The sequence below is a fragment of the Levilactobacillus fuyuanensis genome, assembly GCF_003946395.1.
GTDB classification, from domain to species: Bacteria; Bacillota; Bacilli; order Lactobacillales; family Lactobacillaceae; genus Levilactobacillus; species Levilactobacillus fuyuanensis.
Genome location: NZ_RHNZ01000014.1, coordinates 32,062 through 50,573 on the forward strand (window position 1 = coordinate 32,062; position 18,512 = coordinate 50,573).

At 48.1% G+C, this 18,512-nt stretch carries 11 protein-coding genes and 8 tRNA genes; 16 read left to right on the plus strand and 3 right to left on the minus strand.

Annotated features, from left to right (window positions below; genetic code table 11):
* Positions 1–281: 281 nt before the first annotated feature.
* The 13 genes from EKM73_RS08435 (at position 282) to rpoC (ending at position 12,864) form a co-directional block, all read left to right on the plus strand.
* Positions 282–354: transfer RNA gene (locus EKM73_RS08435), tRNA-Val, on the plus strand.
* Positions 355–393: 39 nt separating this feature from the next.
* Positions 394–475, plus strand: a tRNA-Leu gene (locus EKM73_RS08440).
* A 37-nt stretch (positions 476–512) separates the two neighbouring features.
* Positions 513–585: transfer RNA gene (locus EKM73_RS08445), tRNA-Thr, on the plus strand.
* 27 nt (positions 586–612) lie between these two features.
* Positions 613–684 (plus strand) — tRNA-Gly (locus EKM73_RS08450).
* A gap of 11 nt (positions 685–695) precedes the next feature.
* A tRNA-Leu gene (locus tag EKM73_RS08455) sits at positions 696–781 on the plus strand.
* A gap of 20 nt (positions 782–801) precedes the next feature.
* Positions 802–875 (plus strand) — tRNA-Arg (locus EKM73_RS08460).
* 34 nt (positions 876–909) lie between these two features.
* Positions 910–983, plus strand: a tRNA-Pro gene (locus EKM73_RS08465).
* Positions 984–1,021: 38 nt separating this feature from the next.
* Positions 1,022–1,095: transfer RNA gene (locus EKM73_RS08470), tRNA-Pro, on the plus strand.
* 337 nt (positions 1,096–1,432) lie between these two features.
* Positions 1,433–1,900, plus strand: a complete 468-nt coding sequence (locus EKM73_RS08475; protein ID WP_125701518.1) for a CtsR family transcriptional regulator — start codon at positions 1,433–1,435, stop codon at positions 1,898–1,900.
* Between the two features lie 17 nt (positions 1,901–1,917).
* On the plus strand, positions 1,918–4,407 hold the full coding sequence (locus EKM73_RS08480) for an ATP-dependent Clp protease ATP-binding subunit (RefSeq protein ID WP_125701519.1): 2,490 nt from the start codon (positions 1,918–1,920) through the stop codon (positions 4,405–4,407).
* A 333-nt stretch (positions 4,408–4,740) separates the two neighbouring features.
* Positions 4,741–5,340, plus strand: coding sequence for a TetR/AcrR family transcriptional regulator (locus EKM73_RS08485; RefSeq protein ID WP_125701520.1), 600 nt, complete (start codon positions 4,741–4,743; stop codon positions 5,338–5,340).
* Between the two features lie 240 nt (positions 5,341–5,580).
* Positions 5,581–9,195 (plus strand): DNA-directed RNA polymerase subunit beta, encoded by a 3,615-nt coding sequence (rpoB, locus tag EKM73_RS08490; protein ID WP_125701521.1) that lies wholly within the window; start codon positions 5,581–5,583, stop codon positions 9,193–9,195.
* Between the two features lie 21 nt (positions 9,196–9,216).
* Positions 9,217–12,864 carry a DNA-directed RNA polymerase subunit beta' gene (gene rpoC / locus EKM73_RS08495; protein ID WP_125701522.1) on the plus strand — a complete coding sequence of 1,216 codons (3,648 nt, stop codon included), beginning with the start codon at positions 9,217–9,219 and terminating at the stop codon, positions 12,862–12,864.
* Positions 12,865–13,497: 633 nt separating this feature from the next.
* Here rpoC and EKM73_RS08500 read toward each other — a convergent pair.
* The 3 genes from EKM73_RS08500 to EKM73_RS08510 are packed head-to-tail and all read right to left on the minus strand — an operon-like array spanning position 13,498 to position 14,922.
* Positions 13,498–13,683 (minus strand): hypothetical protein, encoded by a 186-nt coding sequence (locus EKM73_RS08500; RefSeq protein ID WP_125701523.1) that lies wholly within the window; start codon positions 13,681–13,683, stop codon positions 13,498–13,500.
* A complete protein-coding gene (locus tag EKM73_RS08505) occupies positions 13,670–14,275 on the minus strand; it encodes an MPN domain-containing protein (protein ID WP_125701524.1) in 606 nt (201 codons plus the stop codon). Before EKM73_RS08505 ends, EKM73_RS08500 begins: the two co-directional genes overlap by 14 nt.
* Positions 14,272–14,922, minus strand: coding sequence for a prepilin peptidase (locus EKM73_RS08510; RefSeq protein WP_125701525.1), 651 nt, complete (start codon positions 14,920–14,922; stop codon positions 14,272–14,274). Before EKM73_RS08510 ends, EKM73_RS08505 begins: the two co-directional genes overlap by 4 nt.
* A gap of 274 nt (positions 14,923–15,196) precedes the next feature.
* Here EKM73_RS08510 and rpsL point away from each other — a divergent pair, with 274 nt between their 5' ends.
* The 3 genes from rpsL to fusA all read left to right on the plus strand — a co-directional run bounded on the left by rpsL (position 15,197) and on the right by fusA (position 18,443).
* Positions 15,197–15,610: a 30S ribosomal protein S12 gene (gene rpsL / locus EKM73_RS08515; protein ID WP_020090151.1), complete on the plus strand. Its 414-nt coding sequence runs from the start codon at positions 15,197–15,199 to the stop codon at positions 15,608–15,610.
* Between the two features lie 72 nt (positions 15,611–15,682).
* Positions 15,683–16,153: a 30S ribosomal protein S7 gene (gene rpsG / locus EKM73_RS08520; protein ID WP_020090150.1), complete on the plus strand. Its 471-nt coding sequence runs from the start codon at positions 15,683–15,685 to the stop codon at positions 16,151–16,153.
* 190 nt (positions 16,154–16,343) lie between these two features.
* The gene (gene fusA, locus EKM73_RS08525) at positions 16,344–18,443 is read left to right on the plus strand and encodes an elongation factor G (protein ID WP_125701526.1); all 2,100 of its coding nucleotides are present in this window, start codon (positions 16,344–16,346) and stop codon (positions 18,441–18,443) included.
* Positions 18,444–18,512 lie beyond the last annotated feature (69 nt).

An 18,512-nucleotide genomic window follows, 5' to 3' on the forward strand; every position in this document is an offset into this window, starting at 1 on the left:
TCTGTTGGTTAATTAGCTCCCGTCGCGCTGAAGGCGCAAGGCAGTGTGTTGACCGCAACTACAAGAAATAAGCGATTCAAGTTTTTTGCAAGAAAATGCAAAAAAGACTAGCTTTTTCTTCTCAGGTACGCTAAAATATTACTTGTTGTTAAGCGAGTAGTTATTCAGCTAACGAATATTTATTCAAAATATTTCAAAAAGGTTGTTGACAAGCTTCGCTGAACATGGTAAATTATAATAGTTGTTTCGAACGAGATATACTTCTTGCTTCGGAAGTCCATGGAGGATTAGCTCAGTTGGGAGAGCGTCTGCCTTACAAGCAGAGGGTCACAGGTTCGAGCCCTGTATCCTCCATCGGGAACTCAGGTTCCTCGGCGTTAGTTCGCCAGCGTTGCAGGTGTGGCGGAACTGGCAGACGCGCTAGATTTAGGTTCTAGTGTCTTATGACGTGGGGGTTCGAGTCCCTTCACCTGCATTAACCGAATATTGCAAAATATCTTAAAAAATATTTTGCCGACTTAGCTCAGTTGGCAGAGCATCTCACTAGTAATGAGGAGGTCGGAGGTTCGAATCCTCTAGTCGGCATGGCACCATTAATATAATAGCCAATTTGCGGAAGTAGTTCAGTGGTAGAACATCACCTTGCCATGGTGGGGGTCGCGGGTTCGAATCCCGTCTTCCGCTTTTGCCCTTTTGCCGGGGTGGCGGAATTGGCAGACGCACAGGACTTAAAATCCTGCGGTCAGTGATGACCGTACCGGTTCGATCCCGGTCCTCGGCATTTAATTGAATAATAATTATGCACCCATAGCGCAATTGGATAGAGTGTCTGACTACGAATCAGAAGGTTGTAGGTTCGACTCCTACTGGGTGCATTTTTGTTGCTTATAAGCAATTGTAAGCAATTTTCGGGAAGTAGCTCAGCTTGGTAGAGCACCTGGTTTGGGACCAGGGGGTCGCAGGTTCGAATCCTGTCTTCCCGATTTGACTGACAAGATTTGTGGGTCAGTGAGCTTTTTCTCGGGAAGTAGCTCAGCTTGGTAGAGCACCACGTTCGGGACGTGGGGGTCGCAAGTTCAAATCTTGTCTTCCCGATTTTTTTATCCCGAATACATATAATAAGCGTAACGGCGGTTTCCATACAGATTGTTTGGAGGCTGGCCGTTTTTTTGTTACCATAGATTACTAAGTGCTGTTGGCTGCTAATCTGAAGAAATTGGATTACTATCATTGTATGGAATGACGTGAGGTATACCTGTAGGTCCCGTGAAGCAGCAATTCCTGGGTTGTGGGTGGCAACCTGATTGCCAGTTGTTGGTAAGAAAATAAAACTTCTCAGCGATAAGCAGTCTAATCCGTTGCAATTTCACTGTAGTTTCGTATAATATTAGTCAACATTAGTCAAGAACACTGGACTGAAGGGGGGACGATAATGGAGAATCAGAATATTTCGGATATTATTGAATCTTACCTGAAGCAGATTTTGGCTGAATCCCAGCAGGTGGAGATCCGCAGAGCGGAAATTGCCAATCAGTTTAACGTTGTGCCGTCCCAAATCAATTACGTCATCAAGACGCGTTTCACGATTCAGGACGGCTACGTGGTTCAGAGTAAACGGGGCGGTGGCGGTTATATTCGCATCGAAAAGGTCAAGTTGTTAGATAACCTCGACTTTATCGACTCGTTAGTCACGGCCGTTGGTGATCAGATTTCTCGGCATGACAGTCTATCCGTCGTGCGGAGTCTGTTCGAAGCTGGGGCCATCAACCGTAGCGAAGCCAATATCATCTTGGCAGCCATCAATAAGGACGCCATTAACACGGGTGACCGACAGGCGGATGAGCAGATTCGCGCTCAGATTTTAATTTCAATTTTGAATCACCTACGATATGAGAGTTAAGAAAGTGAGGAGCTGCAATGGATAATTTATTTACACCAAGCGCTAAGAGTGTCCTCGTCTTGGCACAGGAACAAGCAAAATACTTCAAGCACCAAGCGGTGGGGACGGAACACTTACTACTGGCCCTCACCATTGAAAAAAATGGCATTGCTAACAAAGTCTTACAGCAATTTTCTGTGACCGACGATGACGTTCGCGAAGAGATTGAACGCTTTACCGGCTATGGCACTTTAGCAAACACAGACAAGGATAGTTACTTGCCGTACTCACCAAAGGCCAAATCCATGTTGGCCTTGGCTGGTGACGAAGCTAAGCGATTAGGCGCAACCAAGATTGGGACGGAACACTTGTTACTGGCTTTACTGAGTGACGAGACGATCCTGTCCTCTCGTATCTTGAAGAACCTCAACGTAGCCTTACCCGATGCCCACAAGGTCGTCTTACGTAAACTTGGTATCACGGATACCCCTAAGCGGCGCAACGATAACCGTAGTCGTCGCGCACCACAGGGTGGGACACCAACCTTGGATTCTTTGGCACGGAACCTAACTGAATCCGCTAAAGAAGGCCGCATGGACCCAACTGTTGGTCGGGAAAAGGAAGTCAAACGGGTCATCCAGATTCTGAGTCGGCGGACGAAGAATAACCCCGTCTTAATTGGCGAACCCGGTGTCGGGAAGACCGCCATTGCCGAGGGCTTAGCCCAACGGATCGTGGCCGGCGATGTTCCCGAGGATATGCAGAACAAGCGGCTGATGATGCTCGACATGGGCTCATTAGTAGCTGGGACCAAGTACCGTGGGGAATTTGAGGATCGGCTGAAGAAGGTCATTGAAGAAATCTACAACGATGGTCAAGTCATCCTATTTATTGATGAACTCCACACGCTGATCGGTGCCGGTGGTGCTGAAGGGGCCATTGATGCCTCCAACATCTTGAAGCCAGCACTGGCTCGTGGTGAACTCCAAACCATTGGGGCAACTACTTTGGATGAGTACCAGAAGTACATCGAATCCGATGCTGCTCTGGAACGGCGGTTTGCGACGGTTCAGGTCAACGAACCAACGAGTGCGGAAGCCTTAGAAATCTTGAAGGGCTTGCGGTCACGCTACGAAGATCACCATCACGTCAACATTACGGATGATGCCTTGGACCAAGCCGTTAAATTATCGACGCGCTACATCAGCGATCGTTTCTTACCGGATAAGGCCATTGACCTGATGGATGAAGCTTCCGCAAAGGTCCGTATCGATCAGATGGATAAGCCAACGCCGGCTAGCAAGCAAGCAAAGGCATTAACCGACCTTGCTGCAGCCAAGGAAGCTGCCATCGAACGCCAGGACTTCGAACAAGCCGCTAAGTTGCGGACGGAAGAAATGGCCCTCCGGCAAAAGGTTGAGGCCCGTGCGGCTAAGGCTGCTGCCGCGGTGACACCAGACCGGCAATACGCGATCGATGTTACCGGCGAAGACGTTGCCGATGTCGTGGCTGAGTGGACGGGGGTTCCCGTAACGCAGCTGAAGCAGACGGACGCCGATCGTTTGGTTAACCTGGAGTCAATCCTGCATAAGCGGGTTATTGGCCAGGAGGAAGCCGTTTCAGCCGTTTCTCGGGCCATTCGGCGGGCACGGTCAGGGTTGAAGGACCCTAACCGGCCAATCGGGTCATTCATGTTCCTAGGACCCACCGGTGTTGGGAAGACCGAATTAGCTAAGGCACTGGCCGAAGCCATGTTTGGTTCCGAAGACAACATGATTCGTGTCGACATGAGCGAATACATGGAGAAGTACTCAACCAGTCGTTTAATCGGGTCGGCTCCCGGCTACGTCGGTTACGACGAGGGTGGCCAATTAACGGAAAAGGTTCGGCAGAAGCCGTACTCCGTGGTCCTCTTCGATGAAGTTGAAAAGGCTCATCCGGACGTCTTCAACATTCTCTTGCAGGTCTTAGATGACGGGTACCTGACCGATTCTAAGGGGCGTAAGGTCGACTTCCGGAATACTATCTTGATCATGACGTCTAACTTGGGGGCAACGAAGCTGCGGGATGAAAAGACCGTTGGGTTTGGTGCCGAGGACATGGCCAACAGTTACCGGGCAATGTCTCAGACCATTCGCGAAACGTTGAAGCAGTCGTTCCGGCCAGAATTTCTGAACCGGATCGATGAAACGGTCATCTTCCACTCCTTGAAGAAGGATGAACTCCACGAAATCGTGAAGTTGATGGCTAAGCACATCGTGGACCGGGTCGCTGAACAAAACATCAAGCTGAAGATCACACCGGCTGCCATTGAAGTGGTCGCCAAGGCGGGCTTTGATCCCGAATACGGGGCACGGCCAATTCGTCGGGCTCTGCAGACGCAGGTTGAAGATAAGTTGAGTGAGGCTTTGCTGAATGGCGAAGTTAAAGCTAACGACCAGGTCACGGTTGGGGCGACGCGTGGTGAAATCACGGTAAACGTGAAGGCACCAAGCAAGGCTAAGCCAACTGCAGTGGCGAGTCACTAAATTTACGATAAATGAACGATAGTGGTGTTTCCTCTGGATGGGGGAGACACCACTATTTTTAGACACAGGTAGGCCTTAAAGGTGAGTTGGAGCTAGTCCCTCAGCAGATGGTAAACCACAGGCATTGACCTAGCTGGTGATAAATGAATGTGGTACACTTAAATTGATAATATGGTATATTAGGAAGGTTGATTGGTCACACTTTACTGGCTGATTAGGTCCCTATTTAGGATCGTCAATCGTGAAATTTCTGGCGGTCGTAGATGACAGTTTTAACAACCTATATATAATATGAAAAAACAAATCACATTTAGAAAGGAAGCCGGCCTGCTCATGAAGAGAGAAGAACAATTGACCCACACCCACGCCGCTATCTTAGCTGCAGCGCGGGAACAATTCTTGGCACAGGGTTACCAGGCGACGTCGACCCGCGATATTGCGAAACAAGTGGGAATTACCCAGCCTGCCCTGTATCACCATTTTAGCGATAAGGAGGTCATCTTCCTGGAGGTCATCAAGACCGTTGGGGGAGAGATCAAAACCGGTATCACTGACGCGGTAGCGCAGATGCCAGCAGATGCGGACCCCGTGGAAGCTTTAACGACAGTCACTGAAGTGCTTACTAGCGCTCACCCACGGGATGTCTTCACCGTGATTCATGGGAGCTTCAAGTTCCTGAAACCGGAGAACAAGCGACAACTGGGGATGGTTTTCATGCAAGATTACCTGATGCCCCTGACCAGCTTCTTTGAGACCGGTGTGGTCAGCTTGCAAGATGGGGTTAAGGCCCAGGACGCGGCTTCCTTTTATCTGACCAGCCTGAGTCCACTGTTCAATACGTTCCACCACGTCGGACCTGCGGATGCCTCACAGCACGATCAGACACTAGCACTGGTGCGGTTGATTTTATTTGGGGTTGCCGTTAAGAAGTAGAGCTTCTCTATTGACATTTACCCTAGAATCTAGTACTATATCATTTGTATGCAACTGTGAATTGAAATTGGATGCACCGATATATTGTCCGGTAGCGTCCGTTATAAGAAGCCAAAAGCAAACTGTGGGTTTGTTTTTGGATTTTTTTTGCCAAAAATCCGGCTGATTATGCAAATGTAATCAAAATGTAACATTAGGGATTTTGACCAATTTACAGAATAAATAGGAGAGGTGAACAACTTGGCAGGACACTTAGTGAAATACGGGAAACACCGTACTCGCCGTAGCTATTCGCGGATCAAGGAAGTCCTTGATCTCCCTAACTTAATCGAGATTCAGACGAATTCTTACAACTGGTTCCTCGATGAAGGTTTACGGGATATGTTCGACGACATCATGCCAATCGAAGATTTTCAAGGAAACCTTTCGTTAGAGTTTGTTGATTATCAATTACTGGAACCCAAATATACGGTCGATGAAGCACGGGAACACGATGCCAATTTCTCAGCACCACTGCACGTGACCTTACGCTTAACCAACCATGAAACGGGCGAAATTAAATCGCAAGACGTCTTCTTCGGTGACTTCCCATTAATGACGGCCCAAGGGACCTTTATCATTAACGGGGCAGAACGGGTTATTGTTTCTCAATTAGTCCGCTCACCAGGCGTTTACTTCAATGAAGATACTGACAAGAACGGCCGGACTGTGTTTGGCGCAACGGTTATTCCTAACCGTGGTGCTTGGCTTGAATTCGAAACCGACGCTAAGAATATTTCTTACGTTCGGATCGACCGGACGCGGAAGATTCCAATGACCGAATTAGTTCGGGCATTAGGTTTCGGTTCCGATGATGAAATCTTAGATATCTTAGGCGACAATGAAAGTTTGTCTAACACGTTGGAAAAGGATATTCACAAGAATACCGACGATTCCCGTGTTGAAGAATCTTTGAAGGATATCTACGAACGGCTACGTCCAGGTGAACCAAAGACGGCTGACTCTTCACGGAGCTTGCTGACGGCACGGTTCTTTGACCCTAAGCGTTACGACATGGCTCCCGTTGGTCGTTACAAGACCAATAAGAAGCTCAGCCTGAAGACGCGTTTGCTCGGCTTGACCTTAGCTGAAACGTTAGCTGACCCAGATACTGGTGAAGTTATCGCGCAAAAGGGGACGGTCGTTGACAAGGACGTCATGAAGACGTTGGCACCATTCTTGGATCAAGATGATTTCAAGATGGTTACTTTCCAACCTTCAGACGAAGCGGTTGTTACTGAACCTCTGAAGTTACAAATCATCAAGGTGCAATCTCCAGATGACCCAGAACAAGAAGTTCCCGTTATTGGGAATGGGAACATTGACATCAAGCTGAAGCACATTCGCCCAGCCGACATCATTGCTTCCATGAACTACTTCTTCGATCTGCAAATTGGGATTGGCAACACCGATGATATTGACCACTTGGGTAACCGGCGGATTCGTTCCGTTGGTGAATTGTTGCAAAACCAATTCCGGATCGGGTTATCCCGGATGGAACGGGTCGTTCGTGAACGGATGTCTATTCAAGACGCCGCAACCGTAACGCCACAACAATTGATTAACATTCGTCCAGTGGTTGCTTCCATTAAGGAATTCTTCGGTTCATCTCAATTGTCACAATTCATGGACCAGACCAACCCTTTGGGTGAATTAACCCATAAGCGTCGTCTGTCTGCCCTTGGACCTGGTGGTTTGACGCGTGACCGTGCCGGATATGAAGTCCGGGATGTTCACTACACCCACTATGGTCGGATGTGCCCAATTGAAACGCCTGAAGGTCCTAACATTGGGTTGATCAACAGTCTGTCCAGTTACGCACGGGTTAACAAGTATGGGTTTATTGAAACGCCATACCGTCGTGTGTCATGGGACACGCACATGGTTACCGACAAGATCGATTACTTGACTGCTGATGAAGAAGATAACTACGTCGTTGCCCAAGCCAACACGCCTTTAAACGATGACGGTTCATTTGCTACGGATACCATCATGGCCCGTGACGAAGATAACAACATCGAAACCAGTGCTGACAAGATTGACTACATGGACGTTTCGCCTAAGCAAGTTGTTGCCGTGGCCACTGCATGTATTCCTTTCTTGGAAAACGATGACTCCAACCGTGCCTTGATGGGTGCCAACATGCAACGGCAAGCTGTGCCATTGCTTGACCCTCATGCACCACTGGTTGGGACTGGTATTGAATATAAAGCTGCGCATGACTCCGGGGTTGCTTTAATTAGCCAACACGAAGGAACTGTTGAATACGTCGATGCACGTGAAATCCGTGTTCGTCGCGACGACGATGCGCTTGACACTTACAAGCTCATGAAGTTCCGCCGGTCAAACGGTGGTAAGAACTACAACCAACGTCCAATCGTTAAGGTTGGCGATCGCGTCGACAACGACGAAATCTTGGCTGATGGTCCTTCAATGGAAAATGGGGAACTTGCTTTAGGGCAAAACCCATTAGTTGCCTTCATGACTTGGCAAGGGTACAACTTCGAAGATGCCATCGGGATCAACGAACGGTTGGTTCGCGATGACGTTTACACGTCGATTCATATTGAAGAATACGAATCAGAAGCACGTGACACGAAGCTTGGACCTGAAGAAATGACGCGTGAAATTCCTAACGTCGGTGAAGATGCCTTGAAGAACTTGGACGAAGACGGGATTATCCGTGTCGGTGCCGAAGTTCAAGACGGTGACATCTTAGTTGGTAAAGTGACGCCTAAGGGTGTGACTGAATTATCAGCCGAAGAACGTTTACTCCATGCTATCTTTGGTGAAAAGGCCCGTGAAGTGCGGGATACTTCCCTTAAGGTTCCACATGGTGGTGGCGGGATCATCCAGGATGTTAAGATCTTTACTCGTGAAAACGGGGATGAATTATCACCTGGTGTCAACATGATGGTTCGGGTCTACATCGCACAAAAGCGTAAGATCCAAGTTGGTGACAAGATGTCTGGTCGTCATGGTAACAAGGGGACGGTTTCTGTCGTTATCCCTCAAGAAGATATGCCATACATGCCAGATGGGACGCCAATCGACATCATGCTGAGTCCAATGGGTGTGCCTTCCCGGATGAACATCGGGCAAGTGCTCGAATTGCATTTAGGGATGGCTGCTCGTAAGTTAGGGATTCACGTGGCTACGCCAGTCTTCGATGGTGCCCAAGATACTGATATCGCGGACGCTTTGAAGGAAGCCGGTATGGCTGCTGATGCCAAGACTGTCTTATACGATGGTCGGACTGGTGAACCGTTCGATAAGCGGGTTGCCGTTGGTGTCATGAACTACCTGAAGTTGGCTCACATGGTCGACGACAAGATGCACGCCCGTTCCATTGGACCTTACTCATTGGTTACCCAACAACCCCTTGGTGGGAAAGCACAATTTGGTGGCCAACGGTTTGGTGAAATGGAAGTTTGGGCCTTGGAAGCTTACGGTGCCGCTTATACGTTGCAAGAAATCTTGACGTACAAGTCTGATGACGTTGTTGGTCGGGTTAAGACCTACGAAGCCATCGTTAAGGGCGATCCAATTCCAAAGCCTGGTGTCCCTGAATCATTCCGTGTTCTGGTTAAGGAATTACAATCCTTAGGGTTGGACATGAAGGTCTTAAACGGGAACAACGAAGAAATCGAACTCCGCGATATGGACGACGATGACGATGATGTTGTGAACGTTGATGCTTTGAGCAAGTACGCCCAACAGCAAGAAGAGCAACGCAAAGCGCAAGCTCAGGCCGACAGTGCCAAGACCACACCAGAATCAACGAAAAATGAAAGTCAACCGAACACACAAGACTAATTAATAAGGGAGGTCGCTTCTTTGGTCGATGTCAATAAGTTCGAAAGCATGCAGATCGGGCTGGCTTCACCTGATAAGATCCGTAGCTGGTCTTACGGGGAAGTCAAGAAGCCTGAAACCATCAACTACCGGACGTTAAAGCCTGAAAAAGATGGGCTGTTCGACGAGCGGATTTTCGGTCCTACCAAGGACTGGGAATGTGCCTGTGGGAAATACAAGCGGATCCGTTACAAGGGTGTCGTTTGTGACCGTTGTGGTGTTGAAGTTACCCGTTCTAAGGTTCGTCGTGAACGGATGGGCCATATCGAATTGGCTGCTCCTGTAACCCACATCTGGTACTTCAAGGGGATCCCAAGTCGGATGGGCTTGGTCCTCGACATGAGTCCTCGTGCCCTGGAAGAAATCATCTACTTTGCATCCTACGTTGTCTTAGATCCAGGTAACACCCCATTGGAAAAGAAGCAACTCCTTTCCGAACGGGATTACCGTGACAAACTTGTAGAATACGGTAGCAAGGCCTTCAAGGCTGAAATGGGTGCCGAAGCCATCAAGAAGCTATTGATGGCCGTAGACCTGGATAAAGAAGTTAAGGAATTAAAAGAAGAATTGAAGGAAGCCACTGGTCAAAAGCGGACGCGTGCCGTTCGTCGTTTGGACATCTTGGAAGCCTTCGTGACTTCAGGTAACCGTCCTGAATGGATGGTAATGGATGCCATTCCGGTAATCCCACCTGATCTTCGTCCAATGGTACAACTCGAAGGTGGTCGTTTCGCAACGTCCGACCTGAATGACTTGTACCGGCGGGTTATCAACCGGAACAGCCGGTTGAAGCGTTTACTGGACTTAAACGCACCTGGGATCATCGTTCAAAACGAAAAGCGGATGCTTCAAGAAGCCGTTGATGCTTTGATCGATAACGGTCGTCGTGGCCGTCCAGTTGCTGGTCCTGGTAACCGTCCACTGAAGTCTCTTTCACACATGTTGAAAGGGAAGCAAGGACGTTTCCGTCAAAACTTGTTAGGGAAGCGGGTTGACTACTCTGGTCGTTCCGTTATTGACGTTGGTCCTTCCCTCAAGTTCAACCAAATGGGTCTGCCAGTTCCAATGGCTCTGGAATTATTCCGGCCATTCATCATGAAGGAATTGGTTGCGCGTGGTTTGGCTTCTAACATTAAGAATGCCAAGCGCCAGATCGACCGTGAAGATGACGATGTCTTCAATGTTCTTGAAGATGTTATCAAGGAACACCCTGTTCTGTTGAACCGGGCACCTACGCTTCACCGTTTGGGGATTCAAGCGTTCGAACCAGTCTTGGTTAGTGGTAAAGCTATGCGTCTTCACCCATTGGCTTGTGAAGCTTACAATGCCGATTTCGATGGGGACCAAATGGCCATTCACGTGCCATTATCTGACGAAGCACAAGCTGAAGCACGTTTGCTGATGCTAGCTGCTCACCATATCCTGGCTCCTGCCAGTGGTAAGCCAGTTGTTGCGCCTTCTCAAGATATGGTTATCGGGAACTACTACCTGACCATGGAAGAAGATAACCGTGAAGGGGAAGGTATGATCTTTACCGACCTCAACGAAGCCGTCTTGGCTTACCGTAACGGTTTGGTTCACTGGCACAGCCGTGTCGGGGTCCAAGTCTCCGGCATGACTGACAAGCCATTTACTGACGAACAACGCAGTAAGATTATGGTAACGACCGTTGGGAAGTTGATCTTCAATAACATCCTGCCTAAGTCATTCCCATACTTGAACGAACCAACCAGCACGAACCTGAACGGCTACGTCCCTGACAAGTACTTCTTGGCACCGGGCGAAGACATTCACGATTACCTGCAAAATGCTGAATTAGTTGGCCCATTCAAGAAGGGCTTCTTGTCTGACATTATCGCTGCCGTTTACCAACAATACAAGGTTACTGAAACCTCTAAGTTGTTGGACCGGATCAAGGATTTGGGTTACGACGAATCCACGAAGTCTGGGTTAACGGTTGGGATGGTCGACGTTACCGACTTGAAGGAAAAGCCAGAAATTATCGACGCAGCCCACAAACAGGTTGCTACGGTAACGAAGCAATTCCGTCGTGGGTTGATCACCGACCACGAACGTTACGAACGAGTTATTGGGATCTGGAACGATGCCAAGGATGACATTCAAAACGCTCTGATTCACAGTTTCGACCAACAGAACCCTATCTTTATGATGAGTGATTCTGGTGCTCGTGGTAACATTTCTAACTTTACCCAGTTGGCTGGTATGCGTGGCTTGATGGCCGCTCCTAGTGGTGACATCATGGAGCTGCCTATCACGTCTAACTTCCGTGAAGGCCTGACGGTTATGGAAATGTTCATTTCGACCCATGGGGCCCGTAAAGGGATGACCGATACGGCCCTCAAGACTGCCAACTCAGGTTACCTGACTCGGCGTCTGGTCGATGTTGCGCAAGACGTTATCATTCGGGAAAAGGATTGTGGGACTGACCGTGGTTTGAAGATTCGTGCCATCACTGATGGTAACGAAATGATCGAACCATTGTATGACCGGATCTTAGGGCGTTACACCCAAAAGACCGTCTACGATCCAAAGACTGGGGACGTTATTGTTCCTAAGAACCAAATGATCGTCGAAGACACGGCACAAAAGATTGTTGATGCTGGTGTTGAAGAAGTGACGATTCGTTCCGCCTTCACTTGCAACACTGAACATGGTGTTTGTGAACATTGTTATGGCCGTAACATGGCTACTGGTGACGAAGTTGAAGTTGGTGAAGCCGTTGGTACTGTTGCCGCGCAATCTATCGGTGAACCAGGTACTCAGCTGACCATGCGTAACTTCCATACCGGTGGTGTTGCCGGGAACGAAGATATTACCCAAGGGCTTCCTCGTGTTCAAGAATTATTTGAATCTCGGAACCCTAAAGGTAAAGCTGAAATTACTGAAGTTACTGGGACGGTTGAATCAATCGAAGAAAACCCAGCAGAACGGACCAAGGAAATCACCATTAAGGGTGAAGCCGATACGCGGAGTTACACGTTACCGATCACTGCTCGTATGCGGGTCAGCGAAGGCGACTTCATTCACCGTGGTTCAGCATTGAACTATGGGTCTGTTGATCCTAAGGAAATGCTGCGGGTTCGCGATGTCTTGTCTACTGAAACTTACATCTTAGGTGAAGTGCAACGTGTTTACCGGATGCAAGGTGTTGCTATCAGTGATAAGCACGTTGAAATCATGGTTCGGCAGATGTTACGTAAAGTTCGGATCATGGATCCGGGCGATACCGATGTCTTGCCTGGTACTTTGATGGATATTCAAGACTTCCGTCGCGCTAACTACCAGACGTTAATCTCTGGTGGTATCGCCGCTACGGCGCGTCCAGTTATCTTGGGGATCACCAAGGCTGCTTTGGAAACGAACAGTTTCTTATCAGCCGCATCCTTCCAGGAAACGACGCGTGTCTTGACCGACGCTGCTATTCGTGGCAAGAACGATCCATTAGTTGGTTTGAAGGAAAACGTTATTATTGGGAAGATCATTCCTGCCGGGACTGGGATGCCAGATTACCGTCAGATCAAGCCCAAGGAAGTTGGCGGTTCGTCAACCGAAGGCGTCTACTCAATCAGCGATTTGGAAAAGCAAATGCAAGAGGATTCACAGGCTTAAGAGCGTGCAGTAAGGCGCTTAGGTTCTGAGCATTAACGAGAATAAGCTCTCTGGTCGGCAGCTGCCGGCCGGGGAGCTTATTTTTGTTAAGCACAGGAACCTGCCTTACGGAACGCGTTTCGGAAGTTGCCAGTATTGGGATAGTATGGCGAGAGCAAGTCAGATGTACTGAGCAAATGTAGTCAGTCGGCAGCTGCCGGCTAGGAGCCTTATTTTTGTTAAGCGGAAGAATCTGGCTAGCGGAACGCGTTTTGGAACTTGCCAGAATCGGGATAATCAGGCGAGAGCAAATCAGGTGTACTGAACAAATATGGCTAGTAAAATTCCTGCCGGCCGGGGAGCTTATTTTTGTTAAGCGCAGGAACCTGCCTTACGGAACGCGTTTCGACTAGAGTGTAAGTGAGGGCGGTTAGTCCTTGAGCATTAACGTCAATAAGTGCCAGTTCGGCGGAGCCGAGCCGGCACTTATTGGGGTTAAGCGGAGGGGACTGCCCGAGGGAACACGTTTCGGAGGTCGCCAGTATTGGGATAATATGGCGAGAGCAAGTCAAATGTACTGAACAAGAAACCAGTAGCCATCCAATGAAGGATAACTACTAGTTTCTTATTGAAGCCAAAAATTCTAAGACAATATTATTCCTTTGTAATGGGTAAGTTAAAAAGAGAATCTGCTTCACGTTCCTTAGCAGCCAACCATTGTTGAAAGGCCGGGTCCTGATCTCTTCGGGCCATTTGTTCCTTTTCAACCGTTGTTAAGGCACGTGCTTCGGGTTCATCAATAACTAGGACGAGTTTCTGATCATCTTCAGTATTTTTCATAGCACACGGCTCCTTTTGCATAAACGTAATCGGTGGCACGTAACTTGGCTTCTTGGTTCGGCCAACCAGCGGCTTTACCGGCAGTATACCAAAAGTTGAATATAGTATCTACCTTAGGCCCTCGAACGGGAATTGAAATGACTTGGACAGAGGCATCGTGCCCGATGACAATACTGCATGCGATTGTTGGCTCATTGGCGAGAGTATTTATGTCAGTAATAGAAGGACGCGTGCTGCTTGGATGGTTATGGAGTAAAATAATTTTGCTTCCGTGATCGAGAATGTTTTGGTATTGTATACTGTTAAATCCAGTGTGAAATGGTGTAACCTGGTCGCAATTTTGAGTAATGACGATACCGGTCCGAGCATCTATAGCATAAAGGTCTTCCAATTGTGTGGCGTTTCGATGTTCCAGAATTTTCATAGATGACTGATAGAGCGCTTCTTGAACAGGCCTAGGCAGAGAAATGTGTCGAAACTTATCATGGTAACCCTTTGCGTTTACTAACTGGCGGTTGATAGTGAAACTGTTGTGAGTAGATATACTTGATACTTTTGTTGTTTCAGCAGCTAAGTAACTTTCCTCCTTCACGCCACCAGCCACCACCCAACCGCGCTGACCACCAAATCAGGCAGAAAAGCAATCCTTCCACCAACACGTGCTCGCCAAAGCCCTAGCAAGCACGCCACCACCAGCCAATGGGCAGTTGCGGTCACGCCCCGCAGTAAACCATAGCTGACCATCATTTCCAGGTCGCCGTCACCAATGACTGGGTGGCGCCAGCGTGGCCAGAGTAGATGAATGGCTAACAAGCAGGCGCAGCCAAGCAGCCAGACAAGAGGGGAGTGGTGCCAAAGTGAGAAACCAGTCGCCAGCCAACTCACCCAGCCGGGAAAGGTTTGCGTTTGCCAATCGCATAGGGCGGCGAATCCCCAGAGGGCAAGCCATAGAACAATTAGAAAGCTGGTCCAATCAGTTACGGTGGTCGCTAATAACCCGGCAGTAACTTCCACGATGAGGGTAACCGCTGGAATCGTTCCACCACAGGTCTGACATTTCCCCCGAAGTAAGGTGTAGCTTAGAACTGGCACCAGTTGCCAATAGGTGAGGGGTGTCTGACAGGTATCACAGTGTGAAGCAGGGAACAGGTAGGAGTCGCCGGTGACATAGCGACTAGCCATGGCAACCAGTAGAGATCCTGTACAGCTACCATATATAAATAGAATAATTATCAGCATTATTTTCACCCCTATACTCTATAACTACGTAAAAGAAGGCGAAATATTTGTGGGGAAAGCCAGAAACCTTCATTGACATGTGTTTTCTGGCGTGGTATTCTATTAAAGGTGCTTTTCGCAGACAGGTCTCGGGTAATCATTACCGGACATGCTGACTGACGGCGGGAGAGACACTTCAATTGAACCCGCGTCCGAGTGGCTTTTTTCTTTAAGGGAAAATGAACCACCTGGATGTGTGGACTAAACTCAAGAATAGGAAAGGAGGACTATTTAGATGCCTACTATTAACCAATTGGTGCGTAAAGGTCGTAAATCTAAAAGTTCTAAATCAGATGCCCCAGCTTTAAACTTCGGGTATAACAGTTTCAAAAAAGCTCAAGTTAAGAATCCAGCTCCACAAAAGCGTGGGGTTGCTACTCGTGTCGGTACCATGACACCAAAGAAGCCTAACTCAGCTTTACGGAAATATGCACGTGTACGGTTATCAAACTTAATTGAAGTGACTGCTTACATTCCTGGTATCGGTCATAACCTTCAAGAACATAGTGTTGTTTTGATCCGTGGTGGCCGGGTAAAGGATTTACCTGGGGTTCGTTACCACATTATCCGTGGTGCGCTCGATACTGCCGGTGTTACTGACCGTCGTCAAAGTCGGTCCAAGTACGGTACTAAGAAGCCTAAGGACTAAGATGACTTATTAGACTGACTTGCACGGTTGCCGTCAAGCAGTCTGAAACAACATTCGAGGAGGATATTAACAATGCCTAGAAAAGGAAACGTACAAAAGCGTGAAGTCCTTCCTGATCCAATTTACAACTCAAAGTTGGTTACTCGTTTGATTAACCACACGATGATGGATGGGAAACGTGGGACTTCCACAAAAATTATTTATGGTGCCTTCGACATCATTAAGAACGAAACTGGTAACGATCCAGTTGAAGTCTTTGAAGAAGCAATGAAGAACGTTATGCCAGTCTTGGAAGTTAAGGCTCGGCGTGTTGGTGGGTCAAACTACCAAGTTCCAATCGAAGTTCGTCCAGATCGTCGGACCACTTTAGGTCTGCGTTGGATGGTTCAATACTCCCGTTTACGTGGCGAACACACCATGGTTGAACGCTTAGCGCGTGAAATCATGGACGCTGCTAACAACACGGGTGCAGCTGTTAAGAAGCGTGAAGATACGCACCGTATGGCTGATGCCAACCGTGCCTTCGCACACTACCGTTGGTAAAAAGCAGCTATTGCGCTGCATTGCCAGCAGTGTGATAAAATGTTAGAGCGGAGTGTTGCATAGCACCTTCGTCTCTAGCTTAAGGGATCTTCCCTTAATCGAGAGGTGGCTACTTAATCAGTGTGATGATAGTAGCCACCTTTTGGCACAATCAACCTATGATCAAATTGAGAGGAGTTACACATTAATCATGGCTAATACTCGTGAATTTCCGCTTGAGAAGACTCGTAACATTGGTATCATGGCTCATATTGATGCCGGTAAGACGACGACTACTGAGCGTATCCTGTATTATACTGGTAAAATCCACAAGATTGGTGAAACCCATGATGGGGCTTCACAAATGGACTGGATGGAACAAGAACAAGAACGGGGTATTACGATTACTTCCGCCGCTACGACTGCGGAATGGAAAGAACACCGGATCAACATCATTGACACCCCAGGACACGTGGACTTCACTGTTGAAGTTGAACGTTCCCTGCGTGTGCTTGATGGTGCCGTTACCGTCTTAGATGGTCAAGCCGGGGTTGAACCTCAAACTGAAACTGTTTGGCGTCAAGCCTCAGACTTCGATGTTCCCCGTATCGTTTTCGTTAACAAGATGGATAAGCTGGGTGCCGACTTCGACTTCTCAGTAAACTCTATCCACGACCGTCTTCAAGCCAACGCCGTTGCTTTGCAAATGGCTATCGGTGCTGAAGATGACTTCAGTGGTGTTGTTGACTTAATCGAAATGAAAGCCTACGTTTACGACAAGGATGAATTGGGTTCCTCATGGGACACTGTTGACATTCCTGCCGACATGCTTGAAGAAGCAAAGAAGCGTCATGAAGGCATCATCGAAAGCGTCGCTGACGTTGATGATGAAATCATGGAAAAGTACCTCGAAGGTGAAGAAATCACCAAAGAGGAATTAAAGGCTGCTATCCGTCGTGCCACTTTACGTTTGGACATGTTCCCTGTCTTTGCTGGTTCTGCCTTCAAAGATAAGGGTGTTCAGATGTTGATGGATGCCGTTGTGGACTACTTACCATCTCCATTGGATGTTAAGCCTTACAACGCCACTGTTCCTGACACTGACGAAGCCGTTACTTTACGTGCTAACGATGACGATCCATTCGCTGCCTTGGCATTCAAGGTTGCTACCGACCCATTCGTTGGTCGTTTGACTTACATCCGGGTTTACTCCGGTACTCTGGAATCTGGTTCTTACGTACTTAACGCTACGAAGGACAAGCGTGAACGTGTTGGTCGTTTGCTGCAAATGCATTCAAATCACCGTCAAGAAATTCCAGAAGTCTTCTCCGGTGATATTGCCGGGGCCATTGGTTTGAAGAACACCACTACTGGTGACTCTTTGACTGACCCTGATCACCCATTACATTTGGAATCAATGAACTTCCCAGATCCTGTGATCCAGGTTGCCGTTGAACCAAAGACGAAGGCTGACCAAGATAAGATGAACAACGCCTTACAAAAACTTTCTGAAGAAGACCCAACTTTCAAGGCTGAAACTAACCCTGAAACTGGTGAAACTCTGATTGCTGGGATGGGTGAACTTCACTTGGATATCATCATCGACCGGATGAAGCGTGAATTCAAGGTTGAAGCTAACATTGGTGCCCCTCAAGTTGCCTACCGTGAAGCCTTCACGAAGTCAACTAAGGTCCAAGGTAAGTTCGTTCGTCAATCTGGTGGTAAAGGTCAATATGGTGACGTTTGGATCGAATTCACCCCTAACGAACGTGGTAAGGGTTACGAATTCGAAGACGCTATCGTTGGTGGGGTTGTTCCTCGTGAATTTATCCCTTCAGTTGACCAAGGTCTGCAAGAAGCCATGGCAAACGGTGTGTTAGCCGGTTACCCATTGGTTGATGTTAAGGCCAAGTTATACGATGGTAGTTACCATGAAGTCGATTCTAGTGAAGCAGCCTTCAAGGTTGCTGCATCATTGGCTTTACGTAAGGCCGTCCAAAGTGCTGGTCCTGTTATCCTTGAACCAATCATGAAGGTTGATATCTTGGTACCAGAAGACTACATGGGTGATATCATGGGTCAAGTTACCGCACGTCGTGGTAAGGTTGATGGTATGGAAGCTCGTGGGAACGCACAAATGATTCACTCTTACGTTCCGTTATCCGAAATGTTCGGGTACGCTACGACGTTACGTTCTGCATCACAAGGTCGTGGTACCTTTACCATGACGTTTGATCACTACGAACCAACGCCAAAGAGTGTTCAAGCTGATATTATCAAGAAGAATGGCGGTACTCCAGTCGAAGACTAGAGTCTGGTTGTTCTCTAAAATGAAGCGTCTCGCCGTTATGGTGAGACGCTTTTTTTTACGCAATTACCT

Excerpts from the sequence above, each read along its gene's own strand:
- rpsG (WP_020090150.1), top strand. The coding sequence starts at position 15,683 with ATGCCTAGAAAAGGAAACGTACAAAAGCGTGAAGTCCTTCCTGATCCA.
- EKM73_RS08500 (WP_125701523.1), bottom strand. The coding sequence starts at position 13,683 with ATGAAAAATACTGAAGATGATCAGAAACTCGTCCTAGTTATTGATGAA.
- fusA (WP_125701526.1), top strand. The coding sequence starts at position 16,344 with ATGGCTAATACTCGTGAATTTCCGCTTGAGAAGACTCGTAACATTGGT.
- EKM73_RS08475 (WP_125701518.1), top strand. The coding sequence starts at position 1,433 with ATGGAGAATCAGAATATTTCGGATATTATTGAATCTTACCTGAAGCAG.
- rpsL (WP_020090151.1), top strand. The coding sequence starts at position 15,197 with ATGCCTACTATTAACCAATTGGTGCGTAAAGGTCGTAAATCTAAAAGT.
- EKM73_RS08510 (WP_125701525.1), bottom strand. The coding sequence starts at position 14,922 with ATGCTGATAATTATTCTATTTATATATGGTAGCTGTACAGGATCTCTA.
- EKM73_RS08480 (WP_125701519.1), top strand. The coding sequence starts at position 1,918 with ATGGATAATTTATTTACACCAAGCGCTAAGAGTGTCCTCGTCTTGGCA.
- EKM73_RS08485 (WP_125701520.1), top strand. The coding sequence starts at position 4,741 with ATGAAGAGAGAAGAACAATTGACCCACACCCACGCCGCTATCTTAGCT.